Below are 16,461 nucleotides of genomic sequence, written 5' to 3'. Positions count from 1 at the left end.
TCATGTGCGGCTGGCGTGGTTCGCTGTTGGCGCTGTGTGTGGCGCTGTGGAGCGGGGGCGCTGTTGCGGAAGACATTCTGGGCGCAGAGTATCTGCGCCCGGTATCCCGCTATCACCATGACATTCTGGGCCATACGCCGGAATGGGGGGCGATGCGGTTGCGGCTGGACCACGGCAAAGAGGTGACGATCACCCTGCCGGACAGCCAGATTTTTGAAGATATTGCCCCACGTCTGGCCGATCTGGATGGTGACGGCGCCCCCGAGGTGATGGCGGTGCAGACCGATCTGCGGCTTGGGGCGCGGTTCAGCGTCTGGGACGAAACCGGGCTGATTGCGGCGACGCCGTTTATCGGGCAGGCGCGTCGCTGGCTGGCCCCGGTCGGTGTGGCGGATCTGGATGGCGACGGGGCGGTAGAAATCGCCTATGTCGACCGTCCCCATCTGGCTAAACTGCTGCGGGTTTGGCGGTTTGTCGATGGGCAATTGGTGCCTGTCGCGGACCAGCCGTTTCTGACCAATCACCGGATCGGTTGGGATCATATTCCGGGCGGCATTCGCGCCTGTGCGGGGCAGCCTCCGGTGATCATCACGGCCAATGGCGACTGGACGCAGGTCATGGCGACAACGCTGGCGGATGGGCGGCTTAGCTCTGTGGCGGTGGGGCCGTATCGCGGGGATCAGAGCCTGTCAGAGGCTTTGACCTGTCGTTGACCTGAAGCAGGTCGATCAGCGCAGACAGCGGCAGGCGTGGCGTGGGCGTCCACGGGCGGTTGCGCCAGCCAAAAACGACACCCAGAAGGATCAGGACTAGGCAGGGCAGCGCGATTTGCGTCAGAACATCGCTGCGCGGACTGGTCGCCAAAGCGACAATGGGCAGGGCCAGCCCAACGCAAAACGAAAATGCCCCGGTAAGGAACATGCCCCAACGCGCGCTGCCGCGTTGGCCGTACAGGATTTCGATGTCGGGGGTATGGGGGTGGACCGCTTGCAAAATGGCCAACACAAGGGCGAAAAATTCCTGTGCTGCGGGGCCATTTCCGGGGGTGCCTAATGATTGGCCCAATAGTTTGCGGCCTGTGGGCGTGTCCAGTTCCAGCCGCCGAATACGGGTATAGCCAATGGTTTGATCGCTATAGGCCAGCCCGGTCACGGTGGTCAGGTCCAGCACCCAATCCGGGTTGCCCGCTGGGGTTTGCAGGGTCAACGTCGTGCCATCCAGAATGCAGGTGCGTCTTGCCCGCAGCAGTGCGGGTTTGAAGCCGTAGCGAACCGTCACGGGCGGGTGCCGGTGGCGGCGTCTTCATCGGATTTCACCACATGCGGCCCGCTGATTTGACCCAGTGATTGAAACAGCCCTGCCGTATTGGACGCGCGGAATTTTTTCAGCAGACGCCCGCGATGCACCTCGACCGTGCGATAGGACATACCAAGGATCTGGGCAATTTCCTTGCTGGTTTTACCTTCGCCCATCAGGGAAAACACCTCGCGTTCGCGGCGGGTCAGGGGCTGATAGGGGCGGGAACGGGACAGGTCGGCAAAGCTCCAGACAGCGCGTTGCAATGGCTCTTGCGGGGTAAAGGTATGGCCGCGCACCCGGACCCAGAAATTTTCCCCGGTTTTGCGCATCATCACGCGCTCATCCCAATAGCCGGTGTTTTCCTGCAAATCCTTGATGCCGCGATTGCGGATATTGGCGAATTCTGCCTCGGATGGGTACAGGATGTTGAACAGCCGATCCCGCAGTTCGGCGCGATCATAGCCGAACATGGTGGCGAAGGTGGGGTTACAGTCGCGGATGACGCGGTTTTGCGTGACGACCAGACCCACAGGGGCGTGGCTGAACATCAGTTCCATGAAGTCGCCAGAGGCGTAAGCCTGATCAACGAGGTCCGTCATGGGGTGGTCGTTCCCTGTAAGTCTTTTGCCATCTTACGCGGGCATCGTGAAGGAGGCAAACTGCTGCGCCACGGTGCCGTTGTGGCGGTGGTGGCGCGCAACCTGCACGCCACCGTTTTTCAAAATTACAGCGCCCGCCAGCCGATGTCACGGCGGCAGAACCCTTCGGGCCAGTCGATCCGATCCACCATCGCATAGGCGCGATCCGCCGCTTCGCGCAGGGTGGTGCCGCGTGCGGTAATGTTCAGCACCCGCCCGCCGGTGGCGATGATCTGACCATCTTTTTCGGCGGTCCCGGCATGGAAACACATTTCAAAGGCTGTTTCAGGAAGGGCGTCCAGCCCTTTGATAACGCTTCCCTTTTCATAGGCACCCGGATAGCCCTGCGCGGCCATAACAACGGTCATGGCATGGTCATCGGCCCAGTTCACGGTGGCATCGGCTAGGCGGCCCTCGGCGCAGGCCTGCATCAGGTCCAACGCCTGCGCACCAAGACGCAGCATCAGAACCTGACATTCCGGATCGCCAAAGCGCACGTTATATTCCACCAGACGCGGCTGGCCGTCCTTGATCATCAACCCGGCATATAGAACGCCCTGATAGGGGGTGCCGCGATCTGCCATTGCCTTCATCGTGGGGCGGATGATTTCATCCATCACCTTTTGTGCGATTTCATCCGACAGAACCGGCGCGGGGGAATAGGCGCCCATGCCGCCGGTGTTCAGGCCGGTGTCGCCTTCGCCCACGCGCTTGTGGTCCTGCGCGGTGCCGATGGGCAGGCAGGTTTCGCCATCCACCAGAATGAAGTACGAGGCTTCCTCGCCCTCCATGAATTCTTCGATCACCACCTCGGCACCGGCCGCGCCAAATTCACCGCCGAACATGTCGTCGATGGCGTCCAGTGCGGTTTGTTCGTCCATTGCCACGATCACGCCCTTGCCAGCGGCCAGACCGTCAGCCTTGACCACGATGGGCGCGCCCTGTTCGCGGATATGGGCCTTGGCGGCCTCGGCATCGGTGAAATGGCCATAACCTGCGGTGGGGGCGTTGGCCGCGTCGCATATTTCCTTGGTGAAGGATTTCGAGGCTTCCAGCCGCGCCGCCTCTTTCGAGGGGCCAAAGACGCTGAACCCCGCATTGCGCAAATCGTCCGCGACACCAGCCGCCAGCGGGGCCTCGGGACCGACGATCACGAAATCAATCGCGTTTTCCTCGGCAAAGCCGATCACCGCCGCGCCGTTTTCAATGTCCAGACTGGCGCAATCTGCAATCGCCGCGATCCCGGCGTTGCCCGGTGCCACGATCAGCTTATCGCATTTGGGGTTTTGCATGACCGCCCATGCCAGCGCATGTTCGCGCCCGCCGCTGCCCAGGATCAGGATATTCATGCCGTGTCTCCGCTTGGCCTTCTGTTGGTGGCGTTCTAAGGTGCGCCGACCCCGGATACAAGACAGGTGCGTAATGTCCGAATTGTTCGATGAACCCTCTGACGGGCTGAATGCCCCGGAATTTAGCGTTTCGGAATTGTCCGGGGCGGTCAAACGCATGATCGAGGGCGAGTTTTCCCATATCCGCATCCGCGGCGAGGTGGGGCGCGTTTCCATGCCGCGCTCCGGCCATGTCTATCTGGACCTGAAAGACGACCGCGCAGTGATTGCGGCAGTAATCTGGAAGGGCGTGTTCACCCGCATGACCACCCGCCCCGAAGAAGGCATGGAAGTGGTTGCCACGGGCCGTCTGACCACCTTTCCGGGGCAGTCGAAATACCAGATGGTGATCGAAGACATCAAACCTGCCGGGATGGGCGCGTTGATGGCGATGCTGGAAAAGCGCAAACAGGCGCTGGCCGCCGAAGGGCTGTTCGATCCCGCCCGCAAGAAACAATTGCCCTACCTGCCCGAGGTGATCGGGGTTGTGACATCGCCCTCGGGGGCGGTGATCCGCGATATTCTGCACCGTCTGCGGGATCGGTTCCCGCGCAAGGTGCTGATCTGGCCGGTGGCGGTACAGGGGGCGGCCTGTGCGCCCGAAGTGGCAAATGCGATCCGGGGCTTTAACGCGCTGACACCGGGCGGGGCGCTGCCGCGTCCCGATCTGATTATTGTCGCGCGGGGTGGCGGCTCGATCGAGGATCTGTGGGGCTTTAACGAAGAAATCGTCGCCCGAGCGGCGGCGGCATCCGATATTCCGCTGATTTCGGCGGTGGGGCATGAAACCGATACCACGCTGATTGATTTCGTGTCGGATATGCGTGCGCCCACCCCAACGGCGGCGGCGGAACTGGCGGTGCCTGTGCGGATGGAATTGCTTAGCTGGCTGGACCAGCAGAACGCGCGGCTTAGCCGGGCGCTGACGCAAGGCGTGGCGCAGCGCGGGCAACGGTTGCGGGATCTGTCGCGCGCCTTGCCGCGTGTGGACACGTTGCTGGACGGCCCGCGTCAACGGCTGGACATCTGGGCAGATCGGTTGCCACAGGCGTTGATCCGGTCGGTACAGATGCGCCGGGTGGGGCTGTCGGAAACGGCGGGCGGGTTGCGGCCTGCCGCGCTGCGCCGCCGGATTGAATCCGAACGACGCCACCTGTCTGGCCTGTCGCCACGTCTGGCGGGGGGGCTGACGCGCGTGGTGGATACCCGCAAAGAGGCGTTGGCGCGGCGGGCGGATCGCTTGAATATCGCGCCATTACAAGCTGATCTAAAACGAAAATCTACTGATTTGGCGCGGTTGTCGCTGCGGCTGTCCGAAGCAGGGCAACGGCAAATCGACGGCTGGCAGCGCGATGTTGCACGGTTGGATCGGTTGCGTGAAACTCTGGGCTACAAGGCCACGCTGAAACGCGGCTATGCGGTGGTGCGCGGCGATGGGGCGGTGGTGACAACCAGCGCCGCAGCAGGCAAAGCGACCGCGTTGGAAATCGAATTTGCGGATGGGCGGTTCGCGCTGGGGGACAAGGCTAAAGCCCCGGAAAAATCCGATGCGGCACCAAAACCGAAACGCAAGCCGCCGGAACAGGGCAGCCTGTTCTAAGCGACGCACGGGCCGCGTGGATGGATGCCTGCGGCGCGGATATTTGTACCAAGAAAGAACGGGCGCGGCGTGTCCTATCAACCGCGCGGTAAGGTTAATGCGTGCCGGGCGGAGGATCAGGCGCGGGGCGCTGGTTTCATCTTGCCAAAAATACTCAATCCGATGCGGGGGCGGCAGGCGTGACGTTTGTGGGGGACAGGGCGTTTAGCCTGTGATCCATGACCCGGCGCCACAGCGGCGGGATCAGGGCAATCACTGCCATCACAGGCAGCGAATGCGGCAGGCGGGGCATATCTGGCGTCAGCCGCAGTGCCGGATAGGGGCGCGATGGGTGTATGTGGTGATCCGAATGGCGGGGCGCGTTCAGCATCATGGCGGATGAAAACAAATGCGGGCTGTTCCACGAATGGGCGGCGTTGACGGGTTCGGGTTTCCCGTTGTCGCGCAGGGACCGGCGCAGGCCGTAATGCTGCACATAATCGGCCAGCAGGATTTGAACCTGTGCGTAACCGGCCAACCCAAGACAGGCCAGTAGGCCTGCCCATCCAGCTAAGGCGGTACTTGAGCTAATGATGATAAGCGACCACCCTGTATAAATAAAATATGGATGAATTGGGTGCCCCATGCGGCTGGATCGGCTGCGCAGGGCGGTTTCGGCCCTTAGCCCAGCCCGGAACGATCCCAGCCATGCGCGGGGGGCGAAGCGCCAGAACCCCAACCCCTTTGGAGCCGAATTGGGATCAGCCCCGGTGGCGACATGGACATGATGCACTAACCTATGTGCCGAAGCATGATGCCCCATCAGCAGCGTGGCATAGATCATAACCCCCAGATCACGCAGCACCCTGCCGGAGCGGTGGATCAGCTCATGTGCATTGGGATGACCGATCTGGCCGAAAAACAGGCCAAAGCCGATCAGCACCCCGATGCGGTCCCACGGGGTTAATGGCAGGACAGCATTGCCCGCCCCTATGGCTGTGACAGCCAGTAGCAGCATGGGCAGGTGCAGTAAGGCCAGCGTGACCGATAGCACGTCACCGGCGGGAAATTCGGTATCGGCATTGCGGCGGGCGGCTTCGCCCGCGATCAGGCGGTCGATGGTAAAGCACAGCACAGTGATTGCGCTGACCCCGGCCCAAATCCAGACCCCGCCCCAGATGGCCCCAAGGCACAGCAAAACCGCCGGTAGCAACGTAGCCAATGCGAAAAGGATCATGCCGCCGTTTTGTCCTGTATTATCCCTGTCGGCAGCTTAGGCGGCGGTCGGGGTCACAGAAAAGCGGAAATGTGGCGAAAGTTGTAAATTCTATCGAATGGCGGGGTTTTACGTCAAAAGATTCGTCTGAAAGGTTCGCTTTGTGCAGGTTATACACCCACATCTGGCCCCATGCACTGCATCGGTTTGTCCGTTTTTTGGGTTTCATACAGGGTGGTTGCCGCGCTGTCGTTTTCAAACCGCGCCATCAGCCCGCCCGGAGTATCAAAGAACGCCCAGCATTGGGGATCGGGCATGTCCTCGTAGACGAAACAAATCTGACCGGCGTCTTCGTACCAATGCCCGTCCTTGCAACGGCCATCCAAAAAGGACCAGCGGACGCGGCGGTTTTCCAGATATTCTTCGCCGCCATAGGGGGTGCCTGCCTCGGCATAGTAAAAGGTTTTGCCGCGCGTATAGGCATCGAACTGATCGGCCGTCAGGGCGGTTTCGGCGGTTAACGGCGCGGCCATGAACAGGGTGAAAAGGGCTGTGTATCTCATGCCGGAACTGTGCCGTGGGGTGGGCGTGCTGCCAAGTCACATTTGCGCGGGTGGGGGAAATCGGTGGTGCGATGCCGGTGCCGCCCTTATGATACGCGCTAAATCCGAGGGGAACATATGGCGGGATTGATCGGTCTGGGCGGGATGTTGGCGCTGATCTATGGCGTGGGCTTTTGCTGGCGTGGCGAAAGCTGGCTACGCACGGGGATCAAGACCGGGGCAATGGTGTTGCCTGCGCTGGCGGTCAGCATGGCGGGCCTACCGTTGCTGGCGGTGGTCGGGCTGTGGGCCTGTATCGCGGGCGATTACCTGCTATCCCGTCCCGGTCCGGTGATGCTGAAGGCGGGGATCGGGGCTTTTGCCTTGGGGCATGTGTTCTATGTGGTCAGTTTCCTGACGCTGTTTCCGATGCGCGGGACGGATGGGGTGTTCTGGGCCGTGCTGGCTGGTCTGATCTGCCTGGGCCTGTCGACCGAGGTTTGGCTATCCCCCCGGACCGGCGCTTTGCGCGGGGCGGTGCGGGGGTATGTTGTGTTGATTCTGGCGATGGGGGTCAGTGCCGCGCTGTCCGGTGGGCCGCGCCTGTTTTTGTTGGGCGGGGCATTGTGTTTCATTGCGTCGGACCTGATCCTGTCGACGATATTATTTCTGGGCAAGGGCGGGCGTCTGGCGGCCTTTGCGGTTTGGGGGCTGTATTATGCCGCGCAAGGGCTGATCCTGTGGGGGCTGTTGCACGGGATTGCGGGCTAAGGGCTTCCATTGCGGGGCCAGAATGGCTAGGTGGTGTGAAACACCTGCGGAGGGCTGCATGTCTTTTTTCGGCAAGCTGAAACAACGTTTGACCCGGTCTTCGTCCAAATTGGAGGAAGGGCTGGATGCCATCGTGGAAGATGGTGGTCAGGAAGACGCGGCGACCACCGCGCCCGAGCCTGTTGCGCCTGCGGCTGATCCGGTGGTTGCGCCTGCCTCCGTACCACAGGCGGCGGAAGCGCCCGTATCGACACCGACGCCCCCCCCGGTTGAGTCCCCGGATGCCCCGGCGAAACCCGGTTTATTGGGGCGGTTACTGGGCCGTGAAACCAAAGCTGTCGTGCGTCGTACATTGGACGACGACATGCTGGAGCAGTTGGAAGAACTGCTGATTGCCTCGGATATGGGGGTGGATACGGCGCTGCGGGTGACGGCCAATATCGCCGAAGGGCGGTTCGGTAAAAAACTGTCGACCGAGGAAATCAAGGATCTGTTAGCCGCAGAAATCGCCCGGATCATGGGGTCGGTGGCAAAGCCGATGCCGATCTATCCCAAAAAACCGCAGGTGGTGCTGGTGGTTGGGGTCAATGGATCGGGCAAGACCACGACCATCGGCAAGCTGGCCAGCCAGTTCAAGGCCGCTGGAAAATCAGTGGTCATCGCGGCGGGGGATACGTTCCGCGCGGCGGCGGTTGAGCAGCTTCAGGTTTGGGGGGATCGTGCGGGTGTGCCGGTGCTGACCGCTCCCGAAGGGTCCGATCCTGCCAGTTTGGCATACGACGCGATGGTGCGGGCCGAGGCGGACGGCGCCGATCTGCTGATGATCGACACGGCGGGCCGCTTGCAAAACCGCAAGGATTTGATGGAAGAACTGGCCAAAATCGTCCGGGTGATCCGCAAAAAGGACGAAACCGCGCCACATAACACGCTGTTAGTGCTGGATGCCACGACGGGGCAAAATGCGCTGTCGCAGGTGGAAACCTTTCAAAAGCTGGCGGATGTGTCCGGGCTGGTGATGACCAAGCTGGACGGCACCGCCAAGGGCGGCGTTCTGGTGGCACTGGCGGATAAATTCGGGCTGCCGATCCATGCAATCGGGGTAGGCGAACAGATCGACGATCTGGCCCCGTTCGACCCGGAAGAGTTTGCAAGGGCGCTGACGGGGGCGGATTAACCGGCGTTCACCGGGATTGGAAAAATCACGTCATATGCCCAATTAAAGACAAAGGCATAGACCAGATAAAACCCTGCAAAAGACATATCCATCAGAAATGCCTGTAGCAGGGTAATTCCCAGATACCACGCGAACAACGGCAGCAGCACCAGCAGCAGCCCGGCCTCGAATAAAACCGCGTGGGCAATGCGCAGGGGGACCGTTTTGCGGACATCCCCCCGCACGCGCATTAAAACCCGGTCAAAGCCCAGATTATAGATGTAATTCCACAGCGTTGCAGCAATGGCGCTCAGCAGCGACACAATGCCAATATCCTGCATCGGCGTGTCAAACACCCACGCGCCCAATGGCGTGACCAAGGCCAGCCCAATCAGTTCAAATGAAATTGCATGACGAATGCGGTCCGCTGTGTTGCGCATCGGATACCCCGTTTGTGATTTACGGGTCGTCCCGCGCATGTGGCCCGCGTCTGTATCGCCACGGGGGAGGTCGTCCTCGCTTGGCGCTAAAATAGGGGGCGGCTGGGGAAGGTCAAGAATGCGAATAACTGGCTTTGCGGGTCATTTTGGGGACTCACAGGATTTCCCCCGTTTATCCCCGTGCTTATCCCCCGTTTATCCCCAAGAGTCGGCTTGTGAATCCACCGCGCCCGAGTCACAAATTTCCGACCATTCGGAAATTTCCCTTGTTTCACAGGGGATTCGCAGATGGCACACAACAAGAAAGACGCGGACGGGCAGGATGCTGGAAATCCATGAGACACTGAATTCATGCAGCGAATGGGACAATAATGCCCTGTTCGAAGCGATGGACGATCTGCTGGAAAGTGCCCGGATCGACTTTGACGGGCAAAACCATTTCCGCGATTGGCCCGAGGGACGCGTGTTGTGCGCTGAATGTATCGTGGCGGATGGGGCCGATGTTGTGGGCTTGGCGCGGATCATCTGGGATTCGCATGTCGAAGATGCGGTGCCGCAGGTCGCGCATGTTTGTGTCAGTCCGGGGTATCGCAACAGCTTTGTCATCGACAGTCTGGAAACCGAATTGATCGAATCCTACGCGATGAACCCTGTGGGCGGGGAACGTGTGCGTACCCTGAAAGGGCGGGATGTGGATCTGGCCGAACGGGCGCGGGCGCATCTGTCCAGCATGATGGGGATGGCGGACCCGCGCATGATATGAGCGCCTGGCTGGTTGGGCTGGAAGGCACAGAGGCCGGTCATCAACTGGCGTTAAGCCTGGCCCTGCTGGCGGCCTTTTTGCACGCGATTTTTGGGGCGATCCAAAAAGGGCGGCATGATCCGTGGATGTCGCGCGGGGCGATTGATTTCTTTTATGGTGCAATGGCCGCGCCCTTTGCATTCTTTGTGGTGCCATTTCCCGAACCGCATATGTGGCCGATCTTTGCCGGGGCCTTTGTGGTTCATACGATCTACAAAGTGTTGCAGGCGATGGCCTATTCGCGCGGGTCTTATACGGTGGTCTATCCAGTGGTACGCGGCACCGGGCCGTTTTTCACCGTAATCGGCGCATATCTGCTGTTCGGAGAGGTCTTTACCCTGATTCAATGGCTGGGTGTCGGCGTGCTGCTCAGCGGGATTTTCGGGTTGGCGCTGTATAACTACCTGAAACTAGAGGGAAATCGCGGAGTTTTAGGGGTTGCGCTGGGGTTGGCGGTGATCACCGGCAGCTTTGCCGCGCTCTATACGACCTATGACGCCTATGGTATCCGGGCCACGGCGGACCCATTTACCTTTTTGGCGTGGTTCTTTCTATTCGATGGAATTGCTATGCCGGTTGTGGCGGCGCTGCGCTGGCGGTCCATGCGGGACCGACCCGAATTGCCGCCGCTGCTGATGCGGGGCTTTGTGGGCGCGGTGATCGCGTTTTTCAGCTTCGGGTCGGTGATGATGGCAACGCGGCTGGACAAAGTGGGCGAAGCGGCGGTGTTGCGGGAAACCTCGACCGTGTTCGCGGCGGTGATCGGGTGGGTGTTCCTGAAGGAAACCGTCGGGCCACGCCGTCTGGTGCTGATGGCACTGATCGCGGCGGGCGCGGTGATTGTGGAAATGGGAGGCTGAAAGGCAACCAAATGGCAGAGCAGAAAATCAACCCGATGCTGAAAACGGCGCTGGAACTGGGGCCGGTGGTGGTGTTCTTTGCCGCCTATGTCTGGCTGAAGGACCGGGTGTTCACCATTGGCGGGGCCGACTACGAAGGCTTCATTCTGGTCACGGCCGGGTTCATTCCGCTGATGCTGATTTCCACCGGGCTGTTGTGGAAACTGACGGGCCATCTGTCAAAGATGCAGGTCGTGACACTGGTGCTGGTGGTGGTTTTCGGCGGCTTGTCGGTCTGGTTGAACGACGACCGTTTCTTTAAAATGAAACCAACGCTGATTTATGTGCTGTTCGGCGGGGCGCTGGGGTTTGGCCTGTTGCGCGGCGAAAGCTATCTGCAATCGGTGATGGATGCGGCCTTGCCGCTGACACATGACGGTTGGATGATCCTGACCCGCCGCCTGTGTGGGTTCTTCTTTGGGCTGGCTGTCTTGAACGAAGCGATCTGGCGCACGCAAAGCACGGAAACCTGGGTCTATTTCAAAACCTTCGGGCTGACGGCGGCAATTTTCCTGTTTTTCCTGACCCAAGGGTCGGTGTTCAAAAAATACGGAACCGGGGAAGATACGCCTGAAACCTGATCAGTGGCGCGCTCGGCGGATGGGTCGGAATTGGATATTTTTACCAAGAAAGAGCCATAGCGTTGCGCGCCGCCGTTGACGTTAATGCGCGGCACCTCCGTGCTATTGGGGCGCAACGACTGCTTTCATCTTGCCAAAAATACTCATTTACAACGGTGTCACGCGCCTGACCGTTTCGGAGGCGCGTGACGGTTCAATCAGCCTTTTTGACCGAACAGAACCTTTTGGGCTTCTTTATCCTGCCCGCCCTGTGTGCGCTGGTCGGCAGATAGCGCACGGCCTTTTTGTACTGCGGGACGGGCCGAGAGTTCATCCAGCCAGCGTTTCAGGTTGGGCTTGTCGTCCAGCGTTTGTTGCTGGCCTTCCCACAAAGACACCCAACCCCACAGCGCCATATCGGCGATCGAGTAGAAGTCGCCCGCGATATAGCGGGTTTTGCCCAATTGCGTATCCATCACGCGATACAGGCGGGACACTTCGTTGCGATAACGATCCTTGGCATAGGGCAGGTCTTGCGGGGGTTCCATCGCCGGGGCGTATTTCAGGAAATGATGCGCCTGACCGGCCATCGGGCCGACGCCGCCCATTTGCCACATCAGCCATTGGTCCACGGCAATTCGGTCGCGTTCGGTTTCGCCATAGAACTGGCCGGTCTTGCGGGCCAGATATTGCAGGATCGCGCCGGATTCAAAGATGGAAATCGGTGCGCCGTCCGGCCCGTCCGGGTCCATGATCGCGGGCATACGGTTATTGGGGGATAGTTTCAGAAACTCGGGGTCGAATTGTTCGCCCTTCCCGATATTCACCAGATGCAGGGTGTAGGGCAGGCCCATTTCTTCCAGCGCAATAGAGATTTTCCAGCCATTCGGCGTGGGCCAGTAATATAGGTCGATGGGGTTTGTCATGTCTCGCGTCCCTTTGGGTTGGGAGCGTCATGATGGGGCTTTTCTGAACAAAGACAAGGGCTGGAATGCGGGGACGCGTGGCCGGAATGCGGGGCTGTGGGATTTCACGGGCAGCCGCAGCGCCGCCAATGTGGGATGCTGTGGATGCCACAGCAGGGCGCGATAAAGGTCGAAAACGCCGGGACGCAGGTAGACAGACCAATGGCAGATCCCTTTCTGGCGCGGCGCGATCCGCAGGTCGCACTTGGCGAGTGCTGCCAATGTTGCGGGGCAATCCAGTCGCAATGTGGTCAGGTTCGGCAGGTCCGGGGCCGACAGCCCGATAACCCGGTCTTTGGCGCAAGGCGGGGCAATCAGCCGTTCCAGCGCAACATCAAAAAGGGCATTTTCCCCGCTGGTGATCATGAACGCTTCGGCCTGACGCCCGGCGGGGCTGGTCAGTGCGGCGCGCGTCGTGCTTTGGTATTCGGCCGGGGCCAGTAACAACAGGCGGTGAACGCTGCCGGTTGGTGCATGGGGCAGGGCGGTCAGGATCACGCGTGCGCCCAAAGAATGCCCCATCAGGTGAATGGGCCGCTGCGGGGTTAGCGCGTGGATTTGCGTGATAAGCGCGGCCAGCATCATCCCCGCCTGTTTGGCCTGTGTATGGGCCTGCCACAGTGATCCCAGTGCAGGCCAGCCAAAGGCAATGCCCAGCCCCGGTGCAGCGCTATCTGTGGTCAGCCCCAAGGCACAGGGCCAGCTAAGCGCCTTGGGGTGAATGGGGTGCTTATTCAGGGACAGGATATGGTTATGCGGGCAATCCGCCCCGGCCCCCGGCGCAAAACGAAATCCGTGGGTCATGATTACAACAGGCCTCGTTGGCGGTTGCCGCTGCAAGTGTTGGCGCAGGCAGGGCAACAGCGGTGCCGTGCTGTTATGCCGTTCCAGCCCGTGTTTTGTTGCATTGATCCGTAGCAGCGTCATTCCCCTGACCCTCTGCATCGTTCTGTCCTTGTGGTAGGGCAAGCCTGCAAAACAGGCGTGAAAACGCTGTTACAGCTACGTGACAGTTGACCTGTGCAGTGCAGGGGCGTAGAGGTCGGGCGTGGCGATTTGTTACCGGATTGCGGGCCACGTTAAACATCCCGCTAAAAGGTCAGGATGAGAGAGCCCCTTTCGCTTGGCCGCGTTCGGGGCTTTTTTATTGGCCGTCAGGGCCGGAGGAATGACAGATGAGCAAAGACTGGAACAAACGGACCAAGCTGGTGCATGGCGGGGTGCGCCGCTCGCAGTATAACGAGGTGAGCGAAGCGATTTTCCTGACGCAGGGGTTCGTTTACGACACCGCCGAACAGGCCGAGGCACGGTTTCTGAAAACCGGCCCGGATGAATTTATCTATGCCCGTTATGGCAATCCGACCGTGGCGATGTTCGAAGACCGCATTGCGCTGTTGGAAGGGGCCGAAGATGCCTTTGCCACGGCCAGCGGTATGGCGGCGGTCAACGGGGCGTTGGTGTCGATGCTGAAGGCGGGCGATCATGTGGTCGCCGCGCGGTCCTTGTTCGGGTCAAGCCTGTATATCCTTGAGGACATTCTGGCCCGGTTCGGGGTCGAGGTGACGTTGGTGGACGGTGTCGATCTGGACGCGTGGCGCGCGGCGGTGCGGGCCGATACCAAGCTGGTGTTCTTTGAATCGATCTCGAACCCGACGCTGGAGGTTATTGATATCCCCGCAGTCGCTGAAATCGCCCATGCCGTTGGCGCGTTGGTGGTGGTGGATAATGTGTTTTCCACCCCGGTGTTTTCCAAGGCGATTGAACAGGGCGTGGATGTGGTGATCTATTCAGCCACCAAACATATTGACGGGCAGGGGCGTGCCTTGGGCGGTGTGATCCTTGGGACGCGGGAATTCATTCGCGGCACTGTTGAACCCTATATGAAACATACCGGCGCCGCGATGAGCCCCTTTACCGCGTGGATTATGCTGAAGGGGTTGGAAACCATTGATTTGCGCGTGCGGGCGCAGGCGGAAAGCGCGCTGAAGATTGCCGATGCGTTGCAGGGCCATCCGAAACTGGCGCGGGTGATCTATCCGGGCCACCCCAGCCATGCACAGCACGCGCTGGCGGCTGACATGGCCGGGATGGGCGGCACGGTCGTGTCCTTTGACATCAAAGGCGGGCAAGAGGCGGCGTTCCGGTTCCTGAATGCGCTGGAAATCGCGGTGATTTCCAACAATCTGGGCGATGCCAAATCCATTGCGACCCATCCGGCCACCACGACCCACCAACGCTTGCCTGCCGAGCAGAAAGTGGAACTGGGGATTACGCCGGGGCTGATCCGTTTTTCGGTCGGGCTGGAGGATGCCGCCGATCTGGTGGCGGATCTTTTGGCGGCGCTGGAACAAGCCTAGGCCGTTGCCGGAATAACTGACCGCAATAACCGGGGGCTGATCGGTTGTCTGTCGTTTCCTTGTTCTGTTCATTCGGAATTGGAAACGCGGACAACAGCCCCTAAGTTATGGGTTCAGGACGCAGCTAAGAAAGGTTCACCATGACTGTTCATACGCCGGAAATCGACCGCGCCTATAGTCGTGATGACGCCGTGCAGGCCTTGGCGCGGTTGCGCGAATGGGCGGGGGGGGCCTCGTCCGAGGAACTGGCGGCGCTGGACCCGGCGCTGGCGCGGCTGTTGCGCGGGACCAATGCGCCTGACTATCCCGATTTGTCGCGCGAATATCCGCAGGATTTCACTGTCGATGCCGCCTATAAGGCCGGATTGCCCGATCTGCAAAACGGGCCTGCCAGCCTGATCAAGGGCGCGAAACGGCAAATTCAGCATGTGGGGATTTCCAATTTCCGCCTGCCGGTCCGGTTCCATACCCGCAATGATGGCGATTTAACGCTGGAAACCAGCGTGACCGGCACCGTCAGTCTGGAGGCGGAAAAAAAGGGCATTAACATGTCCCGGATCATGCGGTCCTTTTATAAACACGCCGAAAAGACCTTTAGCTTCGAGGTGATCGAGGCGGCGCTGGAGGATTACAAATCCGATCTGGAAAGTTTCGACGCCCGGATTCAGATGCGGTTTTCCTATCCGGCCAAGGTGGAAAGCCTGCGGTCTGGGTTGATGGGCTATCAATATTACGACATTGCGCTGGAACTGGTGGAAAGCGCCGGTCAGCGTAAAAAGATCGTGCATCTGGATTATGTCTATTCGTCAACCTGCCCCTGTTCGCTGGAACTGAGCGAACACGCCCGGATGACGCGGGGGCAATTGGCGACGCCGCATTCGCAGCGATCCGTTGCGCGGATTTCGCTGGTGTCAGCGCCGGGCGGTGACTGTCTGTGGTTTGAAGACGTGATTGATATGGCTCGCGCGGCTGTGCCGACCGAAACGCAGGTGATGGTCAAACGCGAAGATGAACAGGCGTTCGCTGAATTGAACGCGGCCAATCCGATCTTTGTCGAAGATGCGGCGCGGCTGTTTTGTGCGCAGTTGCAAAATGATCCGCGCGTGGGTGATTTCCGCGTGGTTGCCAGCCATCAGGAAAGCCTGCACAGCCATGATGCTGTCAGTATTCTGGTCGAAGGCGATACGTTTGCCAGCGAAAGCATCGACCCGCGCCTGTTTACCACGCTGTTCCATGTAGGCTGACCATAGGTCAATTTTGACGCGAAATTATGCAGGCCACCGGCGAATTTTGTCAGGGGTGCCTGTTTTGCGTGCGGGGGCAGGGGGCGCTGCCCGCGGCGTTACAGAAAGATTCGGTACATATGCGGGGCAGTGGCAGGATGTTTCCCGCGTCTGCTGTCGTGGAATGGTTACGTTCTTTCGTCAGGCTGGGCGCGGATACAAACGAAAGGAATGCCAGATGATCCACGTCTTGAATCCCTATAAGTTGTCGATTTCGATGTTTCGCATGGCCATCTTTACATGGGAAACGCAGATGAATGCGCTAAAGCTGTTCACCCATGTGGCCGCAACGGCAAACCCTGTGGCGCTGACCCATGATGCTGCGCAACAGGCGGAAACCCCGAAACCCGCAGCAAAGCCCCGCGCAGCAGCGACATCGGCCAAGGCGCGGGCGGCAAAAGCGACCGTGTCGAAAACCACGACCGCCAAGGCAGATGTTGCGCCGCCCGAGCCAGAGGAAAAACGCTACCGCGAACCTGCGACGCCCCCCACGATGCCGGATCAGAAGCCGATCCAATAAGGGCGCTTATGCTGCAATGCAGCAAATGCAGGTCGGGCATGTCGAATCC

18 protein-coding genes and 1 riboswitch are annotated in these 16,461 nt (G+C 60.1%); of the genes, 10 read left to right on the top strand and 8 right to left on the bottom strand.

All coding sequences use genetic code 11. The features are described from left to right. The first annotated feature begins 2 nt into the window (after nucleotides 1–2). The gene (locus FN828_RS03940; protein WP_142492096.1) at nucleotides 3–713 is read left to right on the top strand and encodes an FG-GAP repeat domain-containing protein; all 711 of its coding nucleotides are present in this window, start codon (nucleotides 3–5) and stop codon (nucleotides 711–713) included. Here the strand turns inward: FN828_RS03940 and FN828_RS03935 are convergent. From FN828_RS03935 to purD, 3 genes are all read right to left on the bottom strand, one after another. Continuing rightward, nucleotides 646–1,278 carry a hypothetical protein gene (locus FN828_RS03935; protein WP_142492095.1) on the bottom strand — a complete coding sequence of 211 codons (633 nt, stop codon included), beginning with the start codon at nucleotides 1,276–1,278 and terminating at the stop codon, nucleotides 646–648. The genes FN828_RS03940 and FN828_RS03935 overlap by 68 nt on opposite strands. Continuing rightward, nucleotides 1,275–1,898 carry a LuxR C-terminal-related transcriptional regulator gene (locus FN828_RS03930; RefSeq protein ID WP_142492094.1) on the bottom strand — a complete coding sequence of 208 codons (624 nt, stop codon included), beginning with the start codon at nucleotides 1,896–1,898 and terminating at the stop codon, nucleotides 1,275–1,277. The genes FN828_RS03935 and FN828_RS03930 overlap by 4 nt, the downstream gene beginning before the upstream one ends. 125 nt (nucleotides 1,899–2,023) lie before the next feature. Further along, complete coding sequence (gene purD / locus FN828_RS03925) at nucleotides 2,024–3,286, bottom strand: phosphoribosylamine--glycine ligase (RefSeq protein WP_142492093.1); 1,263 nt, start codon at nucleotides 3,284–3,286, stop codon at nucleotides 2,024–2,026. A gap of 73 nt (nucleotides 3,287–3,359) precedes the next feature. Between purD and xseA the strand changes: the two genes are divergently transcribed. Beyond that, the gene (gene xseA, locus FN828_RS03920; RefSeq protein WP_142492092.1) at nucleotides 3,360–4,925 is read left to right on the top strand and encodes an exodeoxyribonuclease VII large subunit; all 1,566 of its coding nucleotides are present in this window, start codon (nucleotides 3,360–3,362) and stop codon (nucleotides 4,923–4,925) included. Nucleotides 4,926–5,079: 154 nt separating this feature from the next. On the opposite strand, the gene FN828_RS03915 is transcribed toward xseA, so the two are convergent. Together FN828_RS03915 and FN828_RS03910 are read right to left on the bottom strand one after the other, a co-directional pair. Next, nucleotides 5,080–6,141, bottom strand: a complete 1,062-nt coding sequence (locus tag FN828_RS03915) for an alkane 1-monooxygenase (protein ID WP_142492091.1) — start codon at nucleotides 6,139–6,141, stop codon at nucleotides 5,080–5,082. A gap of 149 nt (nucleotides 6,142–6,290) precedes the next feature. Further along, a complete protein-coding gene (locus FN828_RS03910; protein ID WP_142492090.1) occupies nucleotides 6,291–6,683 on the bottom strand; it encodes a hypothetical protein in 393 nt (130 codons plus the stop codon). A gap of 117 nt (nucleotides 6,684–6,800) precedes the next feature. Here FN828_RS03910 and FN828_RS03905 point away from each other — a divergent pair, with 117 nt between their 5' ends. Continuing rightward, on the top strand, nucleotides 6,801–7,433 hold the full coding sequence (locus FN828_RS03905) for a lysoplasmalogenase (RefSeq protein ID WP_142492089.1): 633 nt from the start codon (nucleotides 6,801–6,803) through the stop codon (nucleotides 7,431–7,433). Nucleotides 7,434–7,491: 58 nt separating this feature from the next. Next, nucleotides 7,492–8,607: a signal recognition particle-docking protein FtsY gene (ftsY, locus tag FN828_RS03900; protein WP_142492088.1), complete on the top strand. Its 1,116-nt coding sequence runs from the start codon at nucleotides 7,492–7,494 to the stop codon at nucleotides 8,605–8,607. Here ftsY and FN828_RS03895 read toward each other — a convergent pair. Beyond that, nucleotides 8,604–9,026 (bottom strand): PACE efflux transporter, encoded by a 423-nt coding sequence (locus FN828_RS03895; RefSeq protein ID WP_142492087.1) that lies wholly within the window; start codon nucleotides 9,024–9,026, stop codon nucleotides 8,604–8,606. The two genes, ftsY and FN828_RS03895, sit on opposite strands and share 4 nt — an antisense overlap. A 322-nt stretch (nucleotides 9,027–9,348) precedes the next feature. Between FN828_RS03895 and FN828_RS03890 the strand changes: the two genes are divergently transcribed. From FN828_RS03890 to FN828_RS03880, 3 genes are read left to right on the top strand one after another with little or no spacing between them, the layout of a single operon-like run. Further along, complete coding sequence (locus FN828_RS03890; protein ID WP_142492086.1) at nucleotides 9,349–9,789, top strand: hypothetical protein; 441 nt, start codon at nucleotides 9,349–9,351, stop codon at nucleotides 9,787–9,789. Further along, entirely contained in the window at nucleotides 9,786–10,688 is a 903-nt protein-coding gene (locus FN828_RS03885) for an EamA family transporter (protein ID WP_142492085.1), read from the top strand. The genes FN828_RS03890 and FN828_RS03885 overlap by 4 nt, the downstream gene beginning before the upstream one ends. Nucleotides 10,689–10,699: 11 nt before the next feature. After that, nucleotides 10,700–11,308 carry an inner membrane-spanning protein YciB gene (locus FN828_RS03880; protein WP_142492084.1) on the top strand — a complete coding sequence of 203 codons (609 nt, stop codon included), beginning with the start codon at nucleotides 10,700–10,702 and terminating at the stop codon, nucleotides 11,306–11,308. Nucleotides 11,309–11,505: 197 nt separating this feature from the next. On the opposite strand, the gene FN828_RS03875 is transcribed toward FN828_RS03880, so the two are convergent. Both FN828_RS03875 and FN828_RS03870 read right to left on the bottom strand, forming a co-directional pair. Then, nucleotides 11,506–12,213 carry a glutathione S-transferase family protein gene (locus FN828_RS03875; RefSeq protein WP_142492083.1) on the bottom strand — a complete coding sequence of 236 codons (708 nt, stop codon included), beginning with the start codon at nucleotides 12,211–12,213 and terminating at the stop codon, nucleotides 11,506–11,508. Nucleotides 12,214–12,240: 27 nt separating this feature from the next. Then, nucleotides 12,241–13,056, bottom strand: a complete 816-nt coding sequence (locus tag FN828_RS03870; protein WP_185958921.1) for a DUF726 domain-containing protein — start codon at nucleotides 13,054–13,056, stop codon at nucleotides 12,241–12,243. Nucleotides 13,057–13,290: 234 nt separating this feature from the next. Beyond that, nucleotides 13,291–13,367, top strand: a riboswitch (SAM riboswitch). Between the two features lie 60 nt (nucleotides 13,368–13,427). Here FN828_RS03870 and metZ point away from each other — a divergent pair. From metZ to FN828_RS03855, 3 genes are all read left to right on the top strand, one after another. Then, a complete protein-coding gene (gene metZ, locus FN828_RS03865; protein ID WP_142492081.1) occupies nucleotides 13,428–14,609 on the top strand; it encodes an O-succinylhomoserine sulfhydrylase in 1,182 nt (393 codons plus the stop codon). Between the two features lie 140 nt (nucleotides 14,610–14,749). After that, the gene (folE2, locus tag FN828_RS03860) at nucleotides 14,750–15,853 is read left to right on the top strand and encodes a GTP cyclohydrolase FolE2 (protein WP_142492080.1); all 1,104 of its coding nucleotides are present in this window, start codon (nucleotides 14,750–14,752) and stop codon (nucleotides 15,851–15,853) included. A gap of 217 nt (nucleotides 15,854–16,070) precedes the next feature. After that, nucleotides 16,071–16,412, top strand: a complete 342-nt coding sequence (locus FN828_RS03855; RefSeq protein ID WP_142492079.1) for a hypothetical protein — start codon at nucleotides 16,071–16,073, stop codon at nucleotides 16,410–16,412. Nucleotides 16,413–16,461: the final 49 nt, after the last annotated feature.

The sequence above is a fragment of the Thalassovita litoralis genome, assembly GCF_900182725.1.
GTDB classification, from domain to species: domain Bacteria; phylum Pseudomonadota; class Alphaproteobacteria; order Rhodobacterales; family Rhodobacteraceae; genus Thalassobius; species Thalassobius litoralis.
This window is presented reverse-complemented; position numbering and strand designations above follow the sequence as displayed.

Bases quoted from the DNA above. Each gene is read 5' to 3' on its own strand.
- FN828_RS03885 (WP_142492085.1), top strand. From the start codon at position 9,786: ATGAGCGCCTGGCTGGTTGGGCTGGAAGGCACAGAGGCCGGTCATCAA.
- FN828_RS03905 (WP_142492089.1), top strand. From the start codon at position 6,801: ATGGCGGGATTGATCGGTCTGGGCGGGATGTTGGCGCTGATCTATGGC.
- FN828_RS03895 (WP_142492087.1), bottom strand. From the start codon at position 9,026: ATGCGCAACACAGCGGACCGCATTCGTCATGCAATTTCATTTGAACTG.
- FN828_RS03880 (WP_142492084.1), top strand. From the start codon at position 10,700: ATGGCAGAGCAGAAAATCAACCCGATGCTGAAAACGGCGCTGGAACTG.
- FN828_RS03930 (WP_142492094.1), bottom strand. From the start codon at position 1,898: ATGACGGACCTCGTTGATCAGGCTTACGCCTCTGGCGACTTCATGGAA.
- folE2 (WP_142492080.1), top strand. From the start codon at position 14,750: ATGACTGTTCATACGCCGGAAATCGACCGCGCCTATAGTCGTGATGAC.
- metZ (WP_142492081.1), top strand. From the start codon at position 13,428: ATGAGCAAAGACTGGAACAAACGGACCAAGCTGGTGCATGGCGGGGTG.
- FN828_RS03855 (WP_142492079.1), top strand. From the start codon at position 16,071: ATGATCCACGTCTTGAATCCCTATAAGTTGTCGATTTCGATGTTTCGC.
- FN828_RS03875 (WP_142492083.1), bottom strand. From the start codon at position 12,213: ATGACAAACCCCATCGACCTATATTACTGGCCCACGCCGAATGGCTGG.
- purD (WP_142492093.1), bottom strand. From the start codon at position 3,286: ATGAATATCCTGATCCTGGGCAGCGGCGGGCGCGAACATGCGCTGGCA.
- FN828_RS03890 (WP_142492086.1), top strand. From the start codon at position 9,349: ATGCTGGAAATCCATGAGACACTGAATTCATGCAGCGAATGGGACAAT.
- FN828_RS03870 (WP_185958921.1), bottom strand. From the start codon at position 13,056: ATGACCCACGGATTTCGTTTTGCGCCGGGGGCCGGGGCGGATTGCCCG.
- ftsY (WP_142492088.1), top strand. From the start codon at position 7,492: ATGTCTTTTTTCGGCAAGCTGAAACAACGTTTGACCCGGTCTTCGTCC.
- FN828_RS03915 (WP_142492091.1), bottom strand. From the start codon at position 6,141: ATGATCCTTTTCGCATTGGCTACGTTGCTACCGGCGGTTTTGCTGTGC.
- FN828_RS03910 (WP_142492090.1), bottom strand. From the start codon at position 6,683: ATGAGATACACAGCCCTTTTCACCCTGTTCATGGCCGCGCCGTTAACC.
- xseA (WP_142492092.1), top strand. From the start codon at position 3,360: ATGTCCGAATTGTTCGATGAACCCTCTGACGGGCTGAATGCCCCGGAA.
- FN828_RS03940 (WP_142492096.1), top strand. From the start codon at position 3: ATGTGCGGCTGGCGTGGTTCGCTGTTGGCGCTGTGTGTGGCGCTGTGG.